Genomic DNA, 19221 nt, shown 5'->3' with positions numbered 1-19221 from the left:
ACGGCGGCCGGTCGAAGGTCGAGGCGATGACCTCGCCCTTCACCGTGCGCTGCATGTCGGTGACCTCCTCCGGCCGCTCGTCGACGAGCACGACCATGAGGTGGACCTCGGGGTTGTTCGTGGTGATCGCGTTCGCGATCGACTGCAGCACCATCGTCTTGCCGGCCTTCGGCGGCGACACGATCAGGGCGCGCTGCCCCTTGCCGACCGGCATGACCAGGTCGATCACGCGGGTGGACAGCAGGTGCGGCTCGGTCTCGAGGCGCAGCCGCTCGTTGGGGTAGAGCGGGGTGAGCTTGGTGAACTCGGGCCGGCGCTTGGCGGTCTCGGGGTCGAGCCCGTTGACGGTGTCGACCCGCACGAGCGGGTTGAACTTCTGCCGGTTCTGCTCGTTCTCGCGCTGCTGGCGGACCTGGCCGGTGACGGCGTCACCACGACGCAGGCCGTGCTTGCGCACGAGCGAGAGCGACACGTAGACGTCGTTCGGGCCGGCCATGTAGCCCGAGGTGCGCACGAACGCGTAGTTGTCGAGCACGTCGAGGATGCCGGCGACCGGGATGAGGACGTCGTCCTCGCGCACCTCCGGCTCGCCGCCGCCCTGGCCACCGCCCTGGCTGCGCTCTCCGCGGTTGCGACGACGGTCGCGGAACCGACGGCCGCGACGGCGACCGCCGCCGTCCTCGTCGTCCTCGTCGTCGTCGTTGGTGTTGTTGCGGTTCTGGTTCTGGCCGCCCTGCTGGCCGCCGTCACGGTTCTGGCCGCCGTCACGGTTCTGGCCGCCGTCCCGGTTCTGGCCGCCGCCCTGCTGGCCACCGTCGCGGTTGCGTCCGCCCTGGTCGGAGCCCTGCCCGCCCTGCTGGCCGCCCTGGTTCTGGCCGCCCTGACCGTTGCGGTTGCGGTTGCGGTTGCGCCCGCCCCGGTCGCCGTCGCGCCCGGACTCCTGGTCGTCCTCGGGGGCGTCCTGGCCGGACCGGCCCTGACCGCCCTGGCTCCCCTGGCCCTGGCCGTTGTTCCGGCCACCGTCCTCACGGGCGGGGCGCTCCGGCGCCTCGGTGGACGCGGCGGCGGGAGCCTCGACGGAGCCGGCGGGCTCGTCGGTGGAGGCCTCGTTTGAGGTGGCTCCGGGCCCGGCGTCGCGACGGGCGCTGCGGCGGGTGCGACGGGGCTGGGCGGGCGCCGAGGACGACGCCTCCTGGGCCGGGGCACTCGCCGTGGCGGCCTCGGCCGCGTCGGCGGCGGGGGCGTCGGTGGCGGGGGCGTCGGTGGTGGCCGTGACCTCCTGCGCGACCGACGACGCCGTCTCCGGGGTCGCGGTGCGGGCGACGGGGTCGTCCTCCGGGGTCACGGCCTTGCGGCGGGTGGCGCGACGGCGGGCGGGCTTGGCCGCGCCCTCGTCGTCGGCCGACTCGGCGGCCGACGCGCCGGCCGGCTGGTCGCCGCCGTGGCCGGGCTCCTCGCCGAGCGGGAGCTGGGCCGCGCCGTCACCCCCGGCCTGCCGCTTCTTGATCTCGGCGATCAGGTCTCCCCGGCGCATGCCGGTGGTGTCTCTGACGCCGAGCGTTCCGGCGAGCTCACGCAGCTCTGCGAGCACCATGCCGGAGACGCCTCCGCGGCGGCGCTTCTCCGCGCCGCCGGAGCCGGAGGACGGGGCGTCCTCACCCCGGGCCTCCGACGAGGAGGCGACATCGGAGGAGATGACGTCGGTTTCGGTCACGCAAGTCCTTCCTGACCGGTCCGGGCCGTGCCGCCCGGGCCAGCGGACGTGTCCGCACGTCTCGTGATGCGTGCGGATTCGCCGCAGTGATCGGGGTTCGAGGGCTCACGAAATAGGGGCTTCGGTAATCCCGGGAACTCGATGCGCTGCGGAACGTACGGGCCAACGACCACGCGTGGAGCCGTCCGTGAACGCCGACCCACCTGCGCCACCGGGCGGATGGCGGGACCGGAGCGGGGAAGACCATCCCGGAGAATCCAGGACGTGGTACCGGCGCGGATTCACGCTGGTCGCTGTCGGTGCCCAGGGTAGACCCACCCGGGACCCGCGGCAACAACCGGGTGCCCCCGGCGTGGCAACGTCCGCGCTCAGCCCGTCACCGCGGCGCCCTCGGTGTCGATCGGCAGCCGCAGGGTGGTGAAACCGCTGGTCGGGAGATCGTCGGGGAGATCCTCCCCGGTGGTGAGCGCCAGCACCGTCGGGCCCGCGCCGGAGACGACCGCGGGCACCCCCGCCCCGCGCAGCGCGTCGACCAGGCCGGCGGTCGCCGGGTAGGCGGGACGCCGGTAGGGCTGGTGGAGGCGGTCCTCGGTGGCGGCGAGCAGCAGCTGCGGCGCGATGGTCAGCGCGTGCACGAGCAGCGCCGAGCGGGCGGCGGTGAACGCCGCGTCGGCGTGCGGGACGCGGTCGGGCAGCAGCCCGCGGGTGGCCTCGGTCGAGCTGGAGTGCTCGGAGACGAACGCGACGGGCGCCACCTCCGGACGGGTCGCGAGCCGCGCGCCCCGGAACGATCCCCCCTCGCACCAGGTCACGACCAAGCCGCCGTACAGACAGGCCGCGACGTTGTCGGCGTGGCCGTCGAAGCGGGCCGCCAGGTCGAGCACGGCGGCGTCGTCCGGCGCCTTCCCGGGACCCAGCAGCGCGCAGGCCGCGACGATGCCCGCCACCGCCGCGGACGCCGAGGACCCCAGCCCGCGGCTGTGCGGGATGGCGTTGTGGCAGGTCAGGTGCAGCGGCGGGCGCGCGACCCCGGCGAGCTCGTAGGTCGCGCAGGCGGCCCGGAGCACGAGGTGGCGCTCGTCGCGCGGCACCCGGCCGGCTCCCTCGCCGTGCACGTCGACGACGCTCGGGCCGGCGTCGAGCTCGGTGAGCTCCACCTCGTCGTGCAGGCCGAGCGCGAGGCCCAGCGTGTCGAAGCCGGGGCCGAGGTTGGCCGAGGTGGCGGGGACACGGACGCGGACCGCCGCGCCCATCAGCCGAGACCGAGCGCGTCGGCGACCGCGTCGACGCGTTCCGGGACGACGACGGGCTCGGGCACGTCGGCGAGCGCGGTGCCCGGGTCCTTGAGCCCGTGCCCGGTCACCGTGCACACCACGAGGCGGCCCGCGGTGAGCTCCCCCGCCGCCGCCCGCGCCAGCAGCCCCGCGACCGAGGCCGCCGAGGCCGGCTCCACGAACACGCCCTCCCGGGCCGCGAGCAGGCGGTACGCGGCGAGGATCGCGTCGTCGTCGACCTTGGTGATGCGGCCGCCGGACTCGTCGCGCGCCGCGATCGCGCCGTCCCAGGAGGCGGGCGAGCCGATGCGGATCGCCGTCGCGACGGTCTCCGGCTGGCGCACCGGCGCTCCGTCCACCAGCGGCGCGGCCCCCGCGGCCTGCACGCCGTGCATCTCGGGCGTGGTCTCGACGACGCCGTCGTGGTGGTACTCGACGTAGCCGCGCCAGTAGGCGGTGATGTTGCCGGCGTTGCCGACGGGCAGCACGTGCAGGTCCGGCGCGCGGCCGAGCTGGTCGCAGATCTCGAACGACGCCGTCTTCTGGCCCTCGATGCGCGCCGGGTTCACCGAGTTGACCAGCGCGATCGGGTGCTCCTCGGCCGCCTTGCGGGCCAGCTCGAGGCAGGCGTCGAAGTTGCCCTCGAGCTGCAGGATCCGTGCGCCGTGGGCGGTGGCCTGCGCGAGCTTGCCGAGCGCGATCTTGCCCTGCGGGACGAGGACCGCGCAGGTCATGTCGGTGCGCGCGGCGTACGCGGCGGCCGAGGCCGAGGTGTTGCCGGTGGACGCGCAGATCACGGCCTTGGCGCCGCCCGCGGCCGCCTCGGTCATGGCGACCGTCATGCCGCGGTCCTTGAACGAGCCCGTCGGGTTCGCGCCCTCGATCTTGAGGTGGACCTCGCAGCCGGTGAGCGAGGACAGGTGCGGGGCCGGGAGCAGCGGCGTGCCGCCCTCGCGGAGGGTGACGACGTCCCAGCCGTCCTTCACCAGCGGCATCCGGTCGCGGTAGGCGCGGATGACCCCCGGCCACTCGACACGGGCACTGCGCGGGCCGAGTACGGCGGTCACTGGGCTCCTCCGAGGGCGTGCACGGGGCGTCCGAGACCCTCCACCCGCAGCACGCTGGCCACGCCGCGGACCGACTCGAGCCCCGAGAGGGCGTCGACGGTGGCCCGCAGGGCCGCGTCCGGGGCCTCGTGGGTCACGACGACCAGTGTGGCGTCCGTCCCCCGCCCACCGCCATGATCCTCGTCATCCCCGGGTCCGGAGTCCGCGGCCTCCCGGCCGCCCTCCTGCTTGACCGTCGCGATCGACACGCCGTGCTCGGCGAACACCGACGCGACCGCGGCGAGCACCCCGGCGCGGTCGTGGACGTCGACGTTGACGTGGTAGCGGGTGCGGACCTCGCCGATCGGCTGGATGGGAAGGTGGGCGTAGGCGGTGTCCCGCGGGCCGCGGCCACCGATGACCTTGTTGCGCGCGGCCGCGACGAGGTCACCGAGCACGGCGCTCGCGGTCTGCGGACCGCCCGCGCCCTGGCCGTAGAACATCAACGGGCCGGCCGCGTCGGCCTCGACGAACACCGCGTTGAAGGCCCCGGAGACCGAGGCCAGCGGGTGCGATTTCGGGATCATCGCGGGGTAGACCCGGGCCGAGACGACGTCGCCGGCCGCGCCGTTCCCGCCGGGGACCTGCTCGCAGATGGCGAGCAGCTTCACCGTGCAGCCCAGGGAGCGGGCGGAGGCGATGTCGGCGGCGGTGACCTCGCGGATGCCCTCGCGGTGCACGTCCGAGGCGGTCACGCGGGTGTGGAAGGCGAGGCTCGCGAGGATCGCCGCCTTGGACGCGGCGTCGTAGCCGTCGACGTCCGCCGTCGGGTCCGCCTCGGCGTAGCCCAGCCGGCCGGCCTCCTCGAGGGCGTCGGCGTAGCCCGCGCCCGTGGACTCCATGGCCGAGAGGATGAAGTTCGTGGTGCCGTTGACGATGCCCGCGACGCGGCGGATGCGGTCCCCGGCCAGCGACTGCTGGATCGGGCGCAGCAGCGGGATCGCCCCGGCGACGGAGGCCTCGTAGTAGAGGTCGGCGCCGGAGTCCCGCGCCGCGGTGGCGAGGGCCTCGCCCTCCTCGGCGAGCAGCGCCTTGTTCGCGCTGACCACCGAGCGGCCTGCCTTGAGCGCATCGAGCAGCAGGTCCCGCGCCGGCTCCAGGCCGCCCATGAGCTCGACGACGACGTCGACGTCCGGGCGCGCGACGAGCCCGGCCGCGTCGGTCGTCAGCAGATCGGCCGGCACGTCGCGGTGGCGCTGAGGGCGACGCACCGCGATGCCGGCCAGCTCGACCGGCGCCCCCACCCGGGCTGCCAGCTCCTCGGCGTCCTCACGCAGCAGGCGCACCACCTGCGAGCCGACCACGCCGCAGCCGAGCAGCGCGACCTTGATCCGGTCCTTCGGCACGTCGTTCACTCACACCTCCAGCCGGACGAGGTCGTCGAGGGTCTCCCGCCGCAGCATGGTGCGGTCGGCCCCGTCGGCCACGGCGACGACGGCGGGCCGCGGCACCTTGTTGTACGCGCTGGCCATCGCGTAGCAGTAGGCGCCGGTCGCGGCGACCGCGATCAGGTCGCCCGGCGCGAGGTCGGCGGGCAGCCAGCAGTCGCGGACGACGACGTCGCCGGACTCGCAGTGCTTGCCGACCACGCGGCACAGCGTCGGGACCCCGCTGCCGCCCGCGTCGGCGCCCGCGGTGTCGGCGGGCACGGCGGAGCGCGAGACCAGGCGGCAGTCGTAGGACGCGTCGTAGAGCGCGGTGCGGATGTTGTCGCTCATCCCGCCGTCCACGCTGACGTAGCGCCGCCGCGCTCCCCCGCCGAGCTCGACGTCCTTGATGGTGCCGACGGTGTAGAGCGTGACGGTGCCCGGGCCGGCGATGGCGCGGCCGGGTTCGACAGCGATGCGCGGCACGGGGATCCCGGCGCGCTCGCACTCGCGGTGCACGATCGCGCGCAGCTCGTCCGCGAGCCACGACGCCGAGCGCGGCTGGTCGGCCGTGGTGTAGGCGATGCCCATGCCGCCGCCGAGGTCGACGAGCGCCGAGGCGTCGTCGGCGCGCTCCCCGTGCTCGGCCCGGATCTCGGCGAGGAGCCCGACCACCCGCCGTGCCGCGAGCTCGAAGCCACCCGAGTCGAAGATCTGCGAGCCGATGTGGCTGTGCAGCCCGACCAGGCGCAGGTGGGCCGACTTCAGCACCCGGCGCACCGCCTCCGCGGCGTCGCCCCCGGCCAGCGAGAACCCGAACTTCTGGTCCTCGTGCGCGGTGGCGATGAACTCGTGGGTGTGCGCCTCGACGCCGACGGTCACGCGGACCATGACGTCGGCGACGGTGCCCCGGCGGCGCGCGGCCTCGTCGAGCCGCGCGACCTCGGCGAACGAGTCGAGCACGACCTTGCCGACCCCGGCGTCGAGGGCCGCCTCGAGCTCGGCGGGCGACTTGTTGTTGCCGTGCACCGCGATCCGATCGGCCGGGAACCCGGCCCGCAGCGCCGTCGCCAGCTCGCCCTCGCTGCACACGTCGAGCCCGAGGCCCTCGTCGGCGACCCAGCGGGCCACCTCGGTGCACAGGAACGCCTTGGCCGCGTAGTGCACCAGTGCAGGGTCGCCGAACGCCTCGGCGTGGTCGCGGCAGCGCGAGCGGAAGTCGGTCTCGTCGACGACGAACAGCGGCGTCGCGTGGCGTTCGGCGAGGTCGCGGGCGTCGACGCCGGCGAGCCGCACGACGCCGTCATCTCCACGCGTCGCGTGGCGCGGCCAGACCGCGGGCGGCAGCGCGTCGAGCGCGGCGCCGTCGCGGGGGACGGGGCCGGGGGCGTCGTGGGCGGGCAGGACGTCGGCGTGACGGGGCCCGGCAGGGTGGGCGCGGGTCATCTGGAGATCAGCTCACATCGGGGGGTTCGGCTACATCCGGCTCGGGGCGGAGACACCCAGCAGGCCCAGCCCGGAGGCGAGCACGGTGCGTGCCGCGTCGCAGAGGGCCAGGCGCGCCGTGTGGACGGCGTCAGGTGCCTGGTCGCCCTGGGGCAGCACCCGGCAGGTGTCGTAGAAGCGGTGGTAGGTGCCGGCGAGCTCCTCGAGGAAGCGCGCGACACGGTGCGGCTCGCGCAGCGCCGCGGCCGACGAGAGCACCCGCGGGAACTCCCCGAGGGTCCGGATGAGGTCGCCCTCGCGGGGGTGGGTCAGCAGGCCGAGGTCCGGGTCCGCGCTGCTCACGCCCAGCTCGGCGGCGTTGCGGGCCAGCGCGGAGAGCCGGGCGTGGGCGTACTGCACGTAGAACACCGGGTTCTCGTTGGTGCGCCGGCTGATGAGGTCCAGGTCGATGTCCAGCACCTGGTCCACGCTCGAACGCGTCAGCGTGTACCGGGCGGCGTCCACGCCGACGGCGTCGACGAGGTCCTCGAGCGTGATGATCGTGCCCGCGCGCTTCGACATCTTCACCGGCTCGCCGTCGCGCAGCAGGTTCACCAGCTGCCCGATGAGCACCTCGACGCGGTCCGGGTCGTCCCCGAACGCGGCCGCGACCGCTTTGAGGCGGTGGATGTAGCCGTGGTGGTCGGCGCCGAGCATGTAGATGGCGAGGTCGGCGCCGCGGGCCCGCTTGTCGCGGTAGTAGGCGATGTCCCCGGCGATGTAGGCGGGTCGGCCGTCGGACTTGATGACGACGCGGTCCTTGTCGTCGCCGTGGTCGGTGGAGCGCAGCCACCAGGCGCCGTCGGCGAAGTAGAGCGCGCCGTCGTCCTTCAGCTTCTGCACCGACTCCTCGACCGCGCCCGAGGAGTGCAGCGCGAGCTCGGAGGACCAGACGTCGAAGTGGGTGCCGAACGACTCGAGCGAGGCCCGCATCTCGTCGAGCATCACCTCGACGCCGATCCGCTTGAACGCGGCCAGCTTCTCGGGCCCCGGCTGGTCGAGCACGCCGGGCTCGGTCTCGACGACCTTGGCCGCCACCTCGGCGACGTACGCGCCGCCGTACCCGTCGTCGGGAACCGGGCGGCCCTCGGCGGCCGCGATGAGCGACTCGGCGAACCGGTCGATCTGGGCCCCCGCGTCGTTGACGTAGTACTCGCGGACCACCGCGGCGCCCTGGGCCTCGAGGACCCGGCCGAGCGCGTCACCGACCGCCGCCCAGCGGGTGCCGCCCAGGTGGATCGGCCCGGTGGGGTTCGCGGAGACGAACTCGAGGTTGATCGTCTGCCCGGTGAGCGCGTCGGTGTGGCCGTACCCGTCACCCTGCGCGAGGACGTCGGCGACGATGCCGGCCTGCGCGTCGGCGGCCAGGCGGAGGTTGAGGAAGCCCGGGCCCGCCACCTCGGCACTGGCGATCGCGCTGGTGTCCGACAGGCGGGTGGCCAGCCAGTCGGCGAGCTCGGCCGGCTTGACGCCGGCCTTCTTGGCGCTGCGCAGCGCGAGGTTGGTCGCGTAGTCGCCGTGCTCGGGGTTGCGCGGCCGCTCGACGGTGACCTCGTCGGGCAGGGCCGCCGTGTCCAGCCCACGCTCGGTCAGCACGTCGACGGCGACGGCGTGCAGGAGATCGGCGAGGGCAGCGGGTGTCACGGTGTCCGAGTCTAGGGAGCCACGCGGTCGGGACGATGCGGCGGGCGGTCGGCCGTCACCCCGGTAGCCCGTCCAGGGCAGGGCATGGGCGCGCTCGGCTCATCCCTACACTCCGCGACCATGGCGAGTGGACACTCCACCGGGACGCCCCGACGACCTCCGCACGGGACCTCCCGACGCCACGGCGGACCGCCGCCCCGCGGCGGCCGGCCGCCGCAGCGGGGGAAGAACCCGGTCGCCGGGGCGCGGCGCGGCTCCTCGTCGGGACGCGGCGCCCCGCCCCGTCGCCAGGTGCCGTGGCTCGCGATCGGCGCGACCGTCGTCGTGCTCGCCCTCATCGGCGGCATCGGGTACTTCCTGCTCGCGCGGGACTCGCAGGTCGGCCCGTGGCGTCCCTCGGACAGCAACAAGGACCCCTCGCTCGCCATCCCCGGGATCGCGACGACGGCCTACCAGGGGCAGCACCACGTGACGCCGCAGCAACGCGTCGCCTACGACAAGACCCCGCCCTACGGCGGCCCGCACGACGGCTACTGGGCGGCCTGCAACGGGCAGGTCTACCCGGAGGCGGTGCGCAACGAGAACATGGTGCACGCGCTCGAGCACGGCGCGGTGTGGATCGCCTACGACCCGGCGCGGATCTCCGGCTCGACGCTGGACTCGCTGACGGCCAAGGTCCGCGGCCAGAACCAGATGATGATCTCGCCCTACCCCGGGCTCGACCAGCCGATCTCGCTGCAGTCCTGGGGGCACCAGCTCAAGCTGGCCGACGCGGCCGACCCGCGGGTCGACGAGTTCATCACCTCGCTACGCGGCAACCCGAACACCTACCCCGAGGTCGGCGCCAGCTGTGACGCCCTCGGGCCGGGCTACTTCGACCCGCAGAACCCGCCGCCGTTCGACCCGCCGCCGTACCCGAAGAACGCGCTGCCCATGACCTACCAGGGCACGTCCGGGGCCGGCGGGATGGGCGGTACCGGGTGAGCGCCGCCGAGGTGACCTCGCCGCCGGGACCTCCGGACGTGGACGAGCCCGACGACGGCGGGGGTGGCGGCTGGTGGTCGCGCAGCCCCGGCTGGGCGCGCGCGGTCGTCGTCGGCGGCGCCGTGCTGGTGCTGCTGCTCGCGGGCGGGCTGGGCGGGGTCGTGCTGGGCCAGCGGACGGCGCCGTCGTACGGGCCGCCGCCGGGCGCGATCGACACCGGGTTCCTGCAGGACATGACGGTGCACCACGCGCAGGCCGTGCAGATGGCGGTATGGGAGCGCTCGAACACCACCGACCCGGCGCTGCGCCAGCTGGCGTTCGACATCGAGTCCACGCAGAACCAGCAGCTCGGGATGATGCAGGGCTGGCTGCGGCTGTGGGGCCTGCCGACCGAGGCCGCGCCCGGGCAGTACATGGCCTGGATGGGGATGCCGATGGCGCAGATGCCGGGAATGGCCTCGGACGCGGATCTGGCGCGGTTCCGGTCGCAGACCGGGGCCCCGATGGACGTCGCGTTCCTGCAGCTGATGCTGCGCCACCACCTGGGCGGGCTGTCGATGATGCAGGAGGAGGCGTCGCGCGGGCAGGTGGACGTCGTCGTGCAGCTGGCCCGCTCGATGGTCGCGTCGCAGACCGCCGAGGTGGACACGATGACGCAGCTGCTGGCCCAGCGGGGAGCGGCGCCGCTGCCGGGGTGACGGCCCCGGTCGGGCTACGGCGCCGTCGGGCCGTGCGGTTCGAGCTCGATGATGGCCTGGAACCCCGACAGCTCGAGGACGCGGCGCACCAGGGTCCCGACCCCGGCGATCACCCGCAGCTCGATCTGCAGCACCTCGAGGCGCGCGGCGAGGGCGAACAGGATGCGCAGACCGATGCTGTCGATGAACTCCACGGCCGACACGTCGAGGGTCACCGACGTCATGTGGTTCGGGATCGCGGCCGACAGCTGTTCCTCGACCGTCGTCGCGTTCTCCAGGTCGATCTCCCCGGAGAGATCGATGTGCACCCGCGAACGGTCCGGGCGGACCAGCACCGTCGCCTTCGTCATCCCGCCTCCCCCACCAGCCGGCGCTGCAGGGTGACCGTCGTGCCGGCCACGCCGGTGGTCACGTCGACCTCGTCGCAGCACTGCCGCATCAGCGTGGTGCCCCGCCCCCGGCCCTCGCCGCGCGCCGACCGCCACTGGCCGTTGTCACGCACCGTCACCGTGACCTCGTCCCCCTCGCGCGCCGCGTGGACCGCCATGGTCCCGCCACCCGGTCCGTAGGCGTGCTCGACGACGTTCGAGCAGGCCTCGCTGGACGCGACGAGCATGTCGGCGGTCGCCTCCGGGGGTGCGTCCGCGGCCCCCAGCCATCGGCGCAGCGCGGACCGCACGTCGCCCAGCGCGCGCGGCGTCGCCGGCAGCACGACGTCGAGCGGCACCACCCGGTCGGTGGGGAGGCGGCGGGCGACGAGCATCGCGACGTCGTCGGCGACGTGGTCGCTGCCGACCAGCCGGCCGAGGACCCTGGTGCACACCGACTCGGCCTCGTCGACGGTCACTGTCCCGACCAGCAGCTCCAGGCCCACGTCGAGGGAACTCTTCCGACGCTCGACGAGCCCGTCGGTGTACAGGAACAGGAGCCCGCCCGGCGGGAGGTCGACGACCGTGGTGCGGCGGGGCGGACCGACCGAGACCCCCATCGGGAGATCGACCGGCACCTGCACCAGGGCGGCGCCGTGCTCCGGCGTCGCCACGATCGGCGGGAGGTGTCCGGCCGTCGACAGCGTGACCCGGTCCATCGACGGCTCGAAGATCGCGTACAGCACCGTGGCCATGACGCCGTCCTCGAAGTGCTGCACGTTCCCGTCCAGCCGTTCGAGGACCTCCGCGGGGTCGTCCTCCTCGAGGGCGAACGCCCGCAGCGCGCTGCGCAGCCTGCCCATGACGACGGCAGCCTGCAGCCCCCGTCCGACGACGTCACCGATGACCACCCCCAGCCGGCCCGAGGGCAGGGTGAACACGTCGTACCAGTCCCCGCCGAGGCCCCCGGCGTCGCCGGGGATGTATCGCGCCGCGAACTCCAGCCCGGCCGTCGTGGGCAACTTCCCCGGCATCAGACTGCGCTGCAGCGCGGCCGCGGCCGCCCGGTCCAGCTGGTTCAGGTGGGTCCTCGTCATCGACGCGATCCGGTCGGCCGCGAGTTGGAGCACCTCGACGTCCTCGTCGACGAACGTCCGCGTGGTGAGCGTGCCGACGTGCAGGACCCCGAGGACCGCTCCTTCGGCGATCAGCGGGACGCCCAGCAGCGAGCGGATCGCCTTCTCCCGCAGGATCGGGTTGAGCACGTTGGAGTGGTCGACCTGTTCGATGATGACCGGCCGCCGTTCCGCGGCGATCCGCCCCGCGAACCCCTTCCCGAGGGGGATGCGCACGCCCTGCCGGACCTCCTCCTCGATCCCCCGGGCGGCGGTCGCCACCAGGAAGCTCGACGACGGGTCGAGCAGGAGGACGGCCGCGGTGTCGGCGTGCAGGAGGGAGCGCACCCGCTCGAGCAGCTCGTCCAACAGGTCCTCGACGGCGAGGTGGGCCAGGGCGGTGTCGGTCACCAACTCGATCCGCCGCAGCCGGCCCTCGCCCGAGGACAGTCCGGTCCCGGTCACGCCGCCGGACGGTAGTGCGCGGGCGAACCGCTGCCCAGGGGTCTTCGCCCGTCTGCAGTGACCACCCGACGACCGGCGTGGTCGGGGCCGGGTGCCGGCGAGGATCCCGCTGACACCCGACGTCAGGATGAACCCTCCTGACACGGCCCGCCGCCGGACGATCACGGCCGATGGGTTAGGCTCCCACCCGGTACCGCCCCCGTAGCTCAGGGGATAGAGCACCGCCCTCCGGAGGCGGGAGCGCAGGTTCGAATCCTGCCGGGGGCACCACGTGCTGACCAGTGGAAACGTTGCGACGCCGTTGCTCGTCCGAGTCCGCGTGGCATGAGTCGTGAGCCTGGCGTCTCGGGCACGCCGCCGCGCACCAGCGGTGCGGTACGCCTCGCGGCACGACCTGCTCCGGACGCCGACGAGGGCGTCGCCCAGCGGCTGAGGGTCGCCGCCGAGCCGAGGTCGGAACCACCGACCCATGCGCCGCCGTGCACCCACACCAGCACCGCCGCCGCGTCGGGGGTGGGCGTGCTGGTCCTCGTGGTGGCCGACGACGCGTGGCGCCCCGGCGGGTGGTCTCCCTGGTCGCGCTGCTCGCCGTCGTCGGCGCGGTGGTCGCGCTCGAGGTCGGGCCCCGACGGGCCGTGGGTCCACCGCGCCGGCGTCGTGAGACCCGAACGGGATCCTGCGGAGTCCCGGACGGTCGGGCCCGGCCTCGGCGCCGTTCATCGGCCTCTCACGGTGCGGCGGGCACCGTACGTGCCATGTCCGGACCAGCTCGGCGCTCTGCGGGCCCGACCCTCGCAGGAGCCGCCGCGGCCGCCGCCGTGTTGGCCAACGCGGGTCCCGCCCTGGGGGCGATCGGTCCGCTGCGGCGGGCACTGGTGCCCAGCTACGCCGGACGCGGCGAGGCCGATCACGTGGCCCTGACGTTCGACGACGGCCCCCAGCGCCTGTCGACCCCGCGCGTCCTCGATGTGCTCGCCGACCACGACGTCCGGGCGACGTTCTTCCTGCTCGGCTCCTCGTTGGCCAGGGATGTGCCGCTCGGGCACGAGATGGTGGCCCGCGGTCACGAGCTCGCCGTGCACGGCTGGCACCACCGGTTGCTGATCTGCCGAACTCCCCGCGAGGTGCGTGAGGACCTCCGCCGTGCCCACGGCCTCGTCGGCGACCTCGCCGGGGCCGCGCCACGCTGGTACCGCCCGCCCTACGGGGTCGCCTCGACCGCGGCTCTGCGCGCCGCCCACGAGCTCGGAATGAGACCCGTGCTCTGGACCGCGTGGGGGCGCGACTGGACCAGGCGGGCGACGCCCGACTCGGTCCGGCGTGCCGTGCTGCGCGTGCACCAAGGCGGGGGAACCGTGCTGCTGCACGACGCGGACACCTGCTCGGCACCCGGCTCGTGGTGGGCCACCGCCGCGGCCCTCCCCGGCCTGCTCGGGATCTGGGAGGAGTCCGGCCTGCGGATCGGCCCGCTGGCCGAGCACGGCACCGTCCTCTTACCCAGCTCCGACCCGCCGTACGTCCTCGCTTCACTCCCGGCGATCACGCTCGGGAGAGTCCACCCCGAACCCCCGCCCGCCCGCCGGGCACCTCGGAGGCCACACCGTGTCCCTGTCGATCGCGTCAAACCGTGACGCGTCGCTCGATCGGCTCGTCCCGCTCGTCGTAGCGGGCCTCCCCCGCCGCGACGAGGCGCCCCGCGACGCCCCCGCACCGGGGGGTCGGGTGCTCGTCGTCAGCGCCACGGTGGGCCAGGGCCACGAAGGGGCCGCCCGGGAGCTCGGCCGCCGACTGAGCGCGCGCGGCGTGCAGGTCGAGGTGCGCGACTATCTCGACGCGCTGCCCCGGGTTGCCCGCGGGGTCCTGCGGGATCTCTACCAGCCCACGGTCCAGTACGCGCCGGCGCTGTTCGACTCGCTCTTCCACGGACTCGAGCACGACGGCCCGCTGCGACGGACCGCGGACGCGGTGTGCCGCTGGGCGGAGGCCGAGGTCGAGCGCTGGGCCCGCGGCGCGGACGTCGTGGTCACCACCTACCCCCTGGCCGGCCAGACCCTCGGCGCGCTCCGCGAGCAGGGCCGGATCGCGGTGCCGACGATGACCTACCTGACCGACCCGGCCGCCCACGCGACCTGGTGCCATCCCGCGGTCGACCACCACCTCGTGGTCACCCGCGCCACAGCCCTCGACGCGCGCCGCTACGGCGTCGACGCCCGCGCCACCGGGCCGCTCTGTGCGCCCACCTTCACGAGGGCGCAGCGCCCCCGGGAGGACGTCCGCGACGAGCTCGGTCTGCCCCGGGCCGCACCGGTGGCCCTGATCAGTGCCGGGTCGCTGGGCATGGGCGACGTGCCCCGGACCGTGCGGGACCTCCTCGCTCACCCGCACCTGCGGGTGGTCGTGCTCTGCGGGCGCAACGCCCGGCTGCGCCGGCGACTCGGACGCGACCCGCGGGTCGTCGCACTTGGATGGCGCGATGACGTCAGCGACCTCATGGGTGCCTCGGACGTGCTCGTGCACAACGCCGGCGGGCTCTCGCTGACCGAGGCACTCGCCCTCGGGCTGCCCGCCATCACCTACCTGCCGATCGCCGGGCACGGGCACGCCAACGCCCGGGTCCTGGTCGCCGCAGGCATCGCGCCGTGGCCCCGTGACGCCCGCGAGCTCGCCGCGGCCGTGGACGACGTGGTCGGCGAGCCCGAACGCCGACACCAGAGGTGGTGGCCGGGAGGGGCCGACCCGGCCGCCGTCGTCCAGGGCGTCCTGATGCCCCGGCTCACCTCCCCCGCCCGGCTCGACGCCCGGTGACGATGAGCAGCTCCTCCCTCGCCGTGCTCTGCGCCGTGGCGGCCGCGACCCTGCTCGGCTGCGCCACCGTCGCGCAACGGCGCGGGATGGGCGCCCCGACCGGCCCGTCCGATCCCGGCGGCCTCGTGGCGATCCTGGTCCGCAGCCGCTGGTGGTGGGCAGGCACGATCGCGTCGGTCGCCGGGCTCGGCCTGCAGTTCCTCGCACTGTCGACCGGCCCGCTGATCGTCGTGCAGACCACCATGGTGGCGAGCATCGTCGTCACCACCCTCGCGGAGTCACTCCTCCTGCGACGACGACCCACCCCGCGCCGATGGACGGGCATGGTCCTGACGACGCTCGGCCTCGCCACCGTGCTCGTCGCGCTCTCGCCCACCAGTGCCGCCGTCACCGTCACGCCATCGGCGAGCTCGGTCGTCGTCCTGGCCGGCATCACGCTCGCGCTCCTCGCGGGCGCGACACTGCGGGCGCGACTCACCGCGACGACCGGGATCGCGCTCTCGGTCGCGACCGGGCTCGGATACGGCGTCACCGCGGTGGCCCTCAAGACCGTGGGCGCCGAGCTCGCGTCCGGGTGGACCGTGCCGCTCGGGCACCCGGCGCTGTGGACCGCCGTCGTCGTCGGACCGCTCTCGGTGCTGCTGAGCCAGGACGCGTTGCGCCGTGCCCGGGCGGTCGCCGCGGCCGTGTCGGTGATCGTGGTGATCGACCCGGTGGTCGGCCTGCTCGCCGGGGTCGCGTGGTTCGGCGAGCACGTCGTCGTCACGCCGCTCTCGCTCACCGCCGCCCTCGCCGCCGCGGTCGCGGTCGTCGTCGGGATCGTGCTCGGCCACACCGAGCCCCGACCGCCCCGGCCCGGGGACGATCCGAGCGAACGGACCGGATCCACGGCTCGGCCGGAGCCCGTCATGACCTCGGTCGGGGGACGCACCCGCCCGTGAGCCGCTCGTGGTGGGAGGACCGATGAACGGCGCGTCGGTCACCCTCGGCTGGGGCCTCGCGGTCGCCCTCGTGGTGCTCGTCGGCATTGCCGTGACGGTGTCGCTGCTGGGACGCTTCGGGATCTCCAGAGCACTCGCCACAGCCTCGGTCCGCGCGGTGCTCCAGCTGGCCGCGGTCGCGACGATCATCGTCGCCGTCGTGCGCTCGTGGTGGCTGACCGTCGCGTTCGTGCTCCTCATGCTCGGCGTCGCCTCCGTGACCTCGGCGCGGCGGATGACCCGTGACCGCAGCGGGTTCCTCGCGGCCGCCGCCATCGGCGCCGGGGTGCTGCCGGTCGTCGCGCTCGTCCTCGTCAGCGGGGCCGTGCCCCTCACGGGCATCGCGGTCGTCCCCGTCGCGGGCATCGTCATCGGCGGGGCGATGACTGCCACGTCGCTGGGTGGGCGCCGGGCCCTCGACGACCTCGAGGCGCAACGGGACCAGTACGAGGGCGCCCTCGCCCTCGGCGGACACCGCCGCGACGCCGCGATGATCGTGTGCCGGCCCGCGGCGACCCAGGCGCTCGTGCCCCCCATGGACCAGACCCGCACGGTCGGCCTGGTCACCCTGCCCGGCGCCTTCGTCGGCGTCCTCATCGGCAGTGGCGACCCGGTCCAGGCCGCGGCCGCGCAGGTCCTCGTCCTGATCGGGCTCCTCGCCGCGGAGACCGTCGCCGTCGCCGTCGTCCTCGAACTCGTCGCCCGCGGCAGGATCGTGCGGACACCGGGTCCGCGCCGTGTGTAGCGGGATCACCGGGCTCCGATGATGAGCGGAGGTCGATGTGGCATCGATGATCGCAACCAACTTCTTCCGGGCGGCGACGACGACGTGCCGTAGTCACATCGTCTCTACATCGGCGATTCGGATGCTTCTCCGCCATGTCTCCCCAGCACGCGGCGCCCACGTCGCGCACGTTGCTCAACAAGGTGCCGGAAGTCACCCTCTGGTTCTGGCTGATCAAGGTCCTGTGCACCACCGTCGGCGAGACCGCCGCCGACTTCCTGAACGCCGACCTCGGATTCGGCCTGACCGGAACCTCGATCCTGACCGGTCTCCTGCTCGCGATCGTCCTGGCGCTCCAGATTCGGTCCGCCGGATACGTCCCCGGGCTGTACTGGGCGACGGTCACCTTGGTGAGCGTGTTCGGGACGTTGGTCACCGACAACCTCACCGACAACCTCGGGGTGCCGCTGCAGCTGAGCTCAGTGGTCTTCGGGATCGCGCTCGCGGTCGTGTTCCTGGCCTGGTACCGCTCCGAGGGCACGCTGTCTATCCACTCGATCGTGACCCGCCGCCGCGAGACGTTCTACTGGCTCGCGATCTTCGTGACCTTCGCGCTGGGAACCGCCACCGGGGACCTCATGGGCCAGGCGCTGAGCCTGGGCTACGTCGTCTCGGCGCTCGTGGTGATCGCCGTGGTCGCCGTCATCGCGCTCGGCTGGCGGCTGGGGCTGCACCCCGTCCTGTCGTTCTGGATCATCTACGTGCTGACCCGTCCTCTGGGTGCCTCGCTGGGTGACCTGCTCGCCCAACCCGTCGACCAGGGCGGCCTCGGGATCGGCACCACCGTCACCAGCATCGTGTTCCTGGTGGCGATCCTCGGCGCCGTCGTCTACCTGCAGCTGAGCCGGGTCGACGTCATCGACGACGACGACGACCGGCCGGTGACCTCGCCGGGAGCGGGGCGGGACGACTCGTCCCGCCATGGGCTGGTCCAGACCGCCGCAGTCGTCGGGGTGCTGCTCGTGCTGGGCGGCGTGGGCTACGCGGCGCGGGTAAACGCCCTGGCCCAGGACTCCGGGGCCACGGCACCCACCGCGGCCACAGCGCCCGGCGCTCCGGCTGCCGTCGTCGCCGGCCCGAACGCCACGCTCGGGGACCTCTCGAGCTTCCGCACCATCACCCAGGACACCCTGGGGCTGCTCGAACGCGGCGACCAGGCCGGCGCCACCTCCCGGGTCGACGACCTCGAGACCGCGTGGGACCAGGCGCAGGGTCGGCTGCAGGCCCGTGACTCGGCCGCCTGGACCCGCGTCGACGGCAAGGTCGACACGGTGCTCAAAACACTCCGCGCGAGCAGCCCGGACCCGGCCGCCGAGACCGCCGCGCTGAACGACCTCCTCGCATCGCTGCGGTGAACCCCTCACCGAGCAGGGCGGTTCTCATCATCGTCACACGGGGTCCGGACACGATCGCATCCGTCGTCACCCCTGCCCCTCCGGCGAGCGACGCGGTTGGCCCCACCCGTGCGATCGCCCGTGCTCGACCCCCGTTTCAGGAGCCCCCGTCGTGCATCAGTTGAGCTGGCTCGAGGCGATCGTCATCGGCGCTATGCAGGGCGTTGCCGAGCTGTTCCCCGTCTCCAGCCTCGGCCACAGCGTGCTGCTCCCCGCCGTCGTGGGCGGCAGCTGGGCCCAGGACCTCGACGTCTCAGCACCGGAGTCGCCCTACCTCGCGTTCATCGTCGGGCTGCACGTCGCGACGGCGTTGGCGCTGCTGGTCTTCTTCTGGCGCGACTGGGTCCGCATCACCCGCGGCCTGGTCACCAGCATCGTGCGCCGCGAGGTCAGGACCTCCGACCAGCGGCTGGGCTGGCTGCTGGTGCTCGGCACGATCCCCGTCGGGATCGTCGGACTGCTGCTCGAGCACACCTTCCGCACCGTCCTCTCCCGACCCGTACCCACCGCCGTGTTCCTCGTGATCAACGGTGTGATCCTGCTCGGGGCGGAGATGCTGCGTCGCCGCGCGACGACCCCCGCGCGGCCCACCGAGGCAGTTTCGGCACCAGCCAGGGGCCGCGAGGACGTGGACCCCGCCGCCCGGACCGTCACGCTGAGCGTCGGGAGCTCCACCACCGTGACGGGGGACGCCTCGGACGAGCGACTGGGTCGGATGCCGATGCTGCGGGCGGTCGGGATCGGCGCGGCCCAGATCGCGGCATTGTGCCCGGGCATCTCGCGCTCCGGGGTCACGATGGCAACCGGGCTGCTGCGCGGCCTGTCCCACGAGGACGCGGCCCGCTTCTCGTTCCTGCTCTCGACCCCGGTCATCCTCGCCGCCGGCGTCCTCAAGCTCGGCGACCTCGCCGGCCCGCTCGGCGACGGGGTCCGACCCCAGATCCTCGTGGGCAGCCTGCTCTCCTTCGTCGGCGCCTACCTCTCGGTGCGCTTCCTGACGAAGTACTTCGAGAACCGGTCGCTGCGCCCGTTCGGCAT

Annotated in this window: 16 protein-coding genes and 1 tRNA gene; 9 read left to right on the top strand and 8 right to left on the bottom strand. The window is 74.1% G+C overall.

Annotation, left to right across the window (positions count from 1 at the left end):
• The 6 genes from VGH76_RS22410 to argS all read right to left on the bottom strand — a co-directional run.
• Positions 1-1594, bottom strand: a 1594-nt coding sequence (locus VGH76_RS22410) for a Rho termination factor N-terminal domain-containing protein (protein ID WP_414637784.1), incomplete at its 3' end; no start/stop codon positions are given.
• 488 nt (positions 1595-2082) lie between these two features.
• A complete protein-coding gene (gene thrB, locus VGH76_RS22405) occupies positions 2083-2967 on the bottom strand; it encodes a homoserine kinase (RefSeq protein WP_331558939.1) in 885 nt (294 codons plus the stop codon).
• Positions 2967-3983 (bottom strand): threonine synthase, encoded by a 1017-nt coding sequence (gene thrC / locus VGH76_RS22400; protein ID WP_331558941.1) that lies wholly within the window; start codon positions 3981-3983, stop codon positions 2967-2969. Before thrC ends, thrB begins: the two co-directional genes overlap by 1 nt.
• Positions 3984-4051: 68 nt before the next feature.
• Positions 4052-5449, bottom strand: a complete 1398-nt coding sequence (locus tag VGH76_RS22395; RefSeq protein ID WP_331558938.1) for a homoserine dehydrogenase — start codon at positions 5447-5449, stop codon at positions 4052-4054.
• Positions 5450-6907, bottom strand: coding sequence for a diaminopimelate decarboxylase (lysA, locus tag VGH76_RS22390; RefSeq protein ID WP_331558937.1), 1458 nt, complete (start codon positions 6905-6907; stop codon positions 5450-5452).
• 30 nt (positions 6908-6937) lie between these two features.
• Positions 6938-8590, bottom strand: coding sequence for an arginine--tRNA ligase (gene argS, locus VGH76_RS22385; RefSeq protein ID WP_331558936.1), 1653 nt, complete (start codon positions 8588-8590; stop codon positions 6938-6940).
• Positions 8591-8710: 120 nt separating this feature from the next.
• On the opposite strand from argS, the gene VGH76_RS22380 reads away from it, so the two are divergent.
• Positions 8711-9574 (top strand): DUF3105 domain-containing protein, encoded by an 864-nt coding sequence (locus tag VGH76_RS22380; protein ID WP_331558935.1) that lies wholly within the window; start codon positions 8711-8713, stop codon positions 9572-9574.
• The gene (locus VGH76_RS22375) at positions 9571-10272 is read left to right on the top strand and encodes a DUF305 domain-containing protein (RefSeq protein ID WP_331558934.1); all 702 of its coding nucleotides are present in this window, start codon (positions 9571-9573) and stop codon (positions 10270-10272) included. Before VGH76_RS22380 ends, VGH76_RS22375 begins: the two co-directional genes overlap by 4 nt.
• A gap of 14 nt (positions 10273-10286) precedes the next feature.
• Here VGH76_RS22375 and VGH76_RS22370 read toward each other — a convergent pair whose 3' ends face one another.
• Together VGH76_RS22370 and VGH76_RS22365 are read right to left on the bottom strand one after the other, a co-directional pair.
• On the bottom strand, positions 10287-10622 hold the full coding sequence (locus VGH76_RS22370) for an STAS domain-containing protein (RefSeq protein WP_331558933.1): 336 nt from the start codon (positions 10620-10622) through the stop codon (positions 10287-10289).
• Positions 10619-12220, bottom strand: a complete 1602-nt coding sequence (locus VGH76_RS22365) for an ATP-binding SpoIIE family protein phosphatase (protein ID WP_331558932.1) — start codon at positions 12218-12220, stop codon at positions 10619-10621. Before VGH76_RS22365 ends, VGH76_RS22370 begins: the two co-directional genes overlap by 4 nt.
• Positions 12221-12415: 195 nt before the next feature.
• Between VGH76_RS22365 and VGH76_RS22360 the strand changes: the two genes are divergently transcribed.
• The 7 genes from VGH76_RS22360 to VGH76_RS22330 all read left to right on the top strand — a co-directional run.
• Positions 12416-12490 (top strand) — tRNA-Arg (locus VGH76_RS22360).
• 485 nt (positions 12491-12975) lie between these two features.
• The gene (locus VGH76_RS22355; protein WP_331558931.1) at positions 12976-13851 is read left to right on the top strand and encodes a polysaccharide deacetylase family protein; all 876 of its coding nucleotides are present in this window, start codon (positions 12976-12978) and stop codon (positions 13849-13851) included.
• Positions 13823-15025, top strand: coding sequence for an MGDG synthase family glycosyltransferase (locus VGH76_RS22350; protein WP_331558930.1), 1203 nt, complete (start codon positions 13823-13825; stop codon positions 15023-15025). Before VGH76_RS22355 ends, VGH76_RS22350 begins: the two co-directional genes overlap by 29 nt.
• 2 nt (positions 15026-15027) lie before the next feature.
• On the top strand, positions 15028-15966 hold the full coding sequence (locus VGH76_RS22345) for a DMT family transporter (RefSeq protein WP_331558929.1): 939 nt from the start codon (positions 15028-15030) through the stop codon (positions 15964-15966).
• Positions 15967-15988: 22 nt separating this feature from the next.
• Positions 15989-16750, top strand: a complete 762-nt coding sequence (locus VGH76_RS22340) for an ABC transporter permease (protein WP_331558928.1) — start codon at positions 15989-15991, stop codon at positions 16748-16750.
• Positions 16751-16884: 134 nt separating this feature from the next.
• Positions 16885-18144 (top strand): hypothetical protein, encoded by a 1260-nt coding sequence (locus VGH76_RS22335; protein ID WP_331558927.1) that lies wholly within the window; start codon positions 16885-16887, stop codon positions 18142-18144.
• Positions 18145-18295: 151 nt separating this feature from the next.
• Positions 18296-19221: undecaprenyl-diphosphate phosphatase (locus tag VGH76_RS22330; protein ID WP_331558926.1), on the top strand; the 926-nt coding region annotated here is incomplete at its 3' end.

Source organism: Actinomycetospora sp. (genome assembly GCF_036497585.1).
Taxonomy (GTDB): domain Bacteria; phylum Actinomycetota; class Actinomycetes; order Mycobacteriales; family Pseudonocardiaceae; genus Actinomycetospora.
This window is presented reverse-complemented; position numbering and strand designations above follow the sequence as displayed.

What these genes read in the sequence shown, in the direction of transcription:
- thrB (WP_331558939.1), bottom strand. Translation starts at nt 2,967, where the DNA reads ATGGGCGCGGCGGTCCGCGTCCGTGTCCCCGCCACCTCGGCCAACCTC.
- thrC (WP_331558941.1), bottom strand. Translation starts at nt 3,983, where the DNA reads ATGCCGCTGGTGAAGGACGGCTGGGACGTCGTCACCCTCCGCGAGGGC.
- lysA (WP_331558937.1), bottom strand. Translation starts at nt 6,907, where the DNA reads ATGACCCGCGCCCACCCTGCCGGGCCCCGTCACGCCGACGTCCTGCCC.
- VGH76_RS22380 (WP_331558935.1), top strand. Translation starts at nt 8,711, where the DNA reads ATGGCGAGTGGACACTCCACCGGGACGCCCCGACGACCTCCGCACGGG.
- VGH76_RS22370 (WP_331558933.1), bottom strand. Translation starts at nt 10,622, where the DNA reads ATGACGAAGGCGACGGTGCTGGTCCGCCCGGACCGTTCGCGGGTGCAC.
- VGH76_RS22355 (WP_331558931.1), top strand. Translation starts at nt 12,976, where the DNA reads ATGTCCGGACCAGCTCGGCGCTCTGCGGGCCCGACCCTCGCAGGAGCC.
- VGH76_RS22345 (WP_331558929.1), top strand. Translation starts at nt 15,028, where the DNA reads ATGAGCAGCTCCTCCCTCGCCGTGCTCTGCGCCGTGGCGGCCGCGACC.
- VGH76_RS22340 (WP_331558928.1), top strand. Translation starts at nt 15,989, where the DNA reads ATGAACGGCGCGTCGGTCACCCTCGGCTGGGGCCTCGCGGTCGCCCTC.
- VGH76_RS22335 (WP_331558927.1), top strand. Translation starts at nt 16,885, where the DNA reads ATGTCTCCCCAGCACGCGGCGCCCACGTCGCGCACGTTGCTCAACAAG.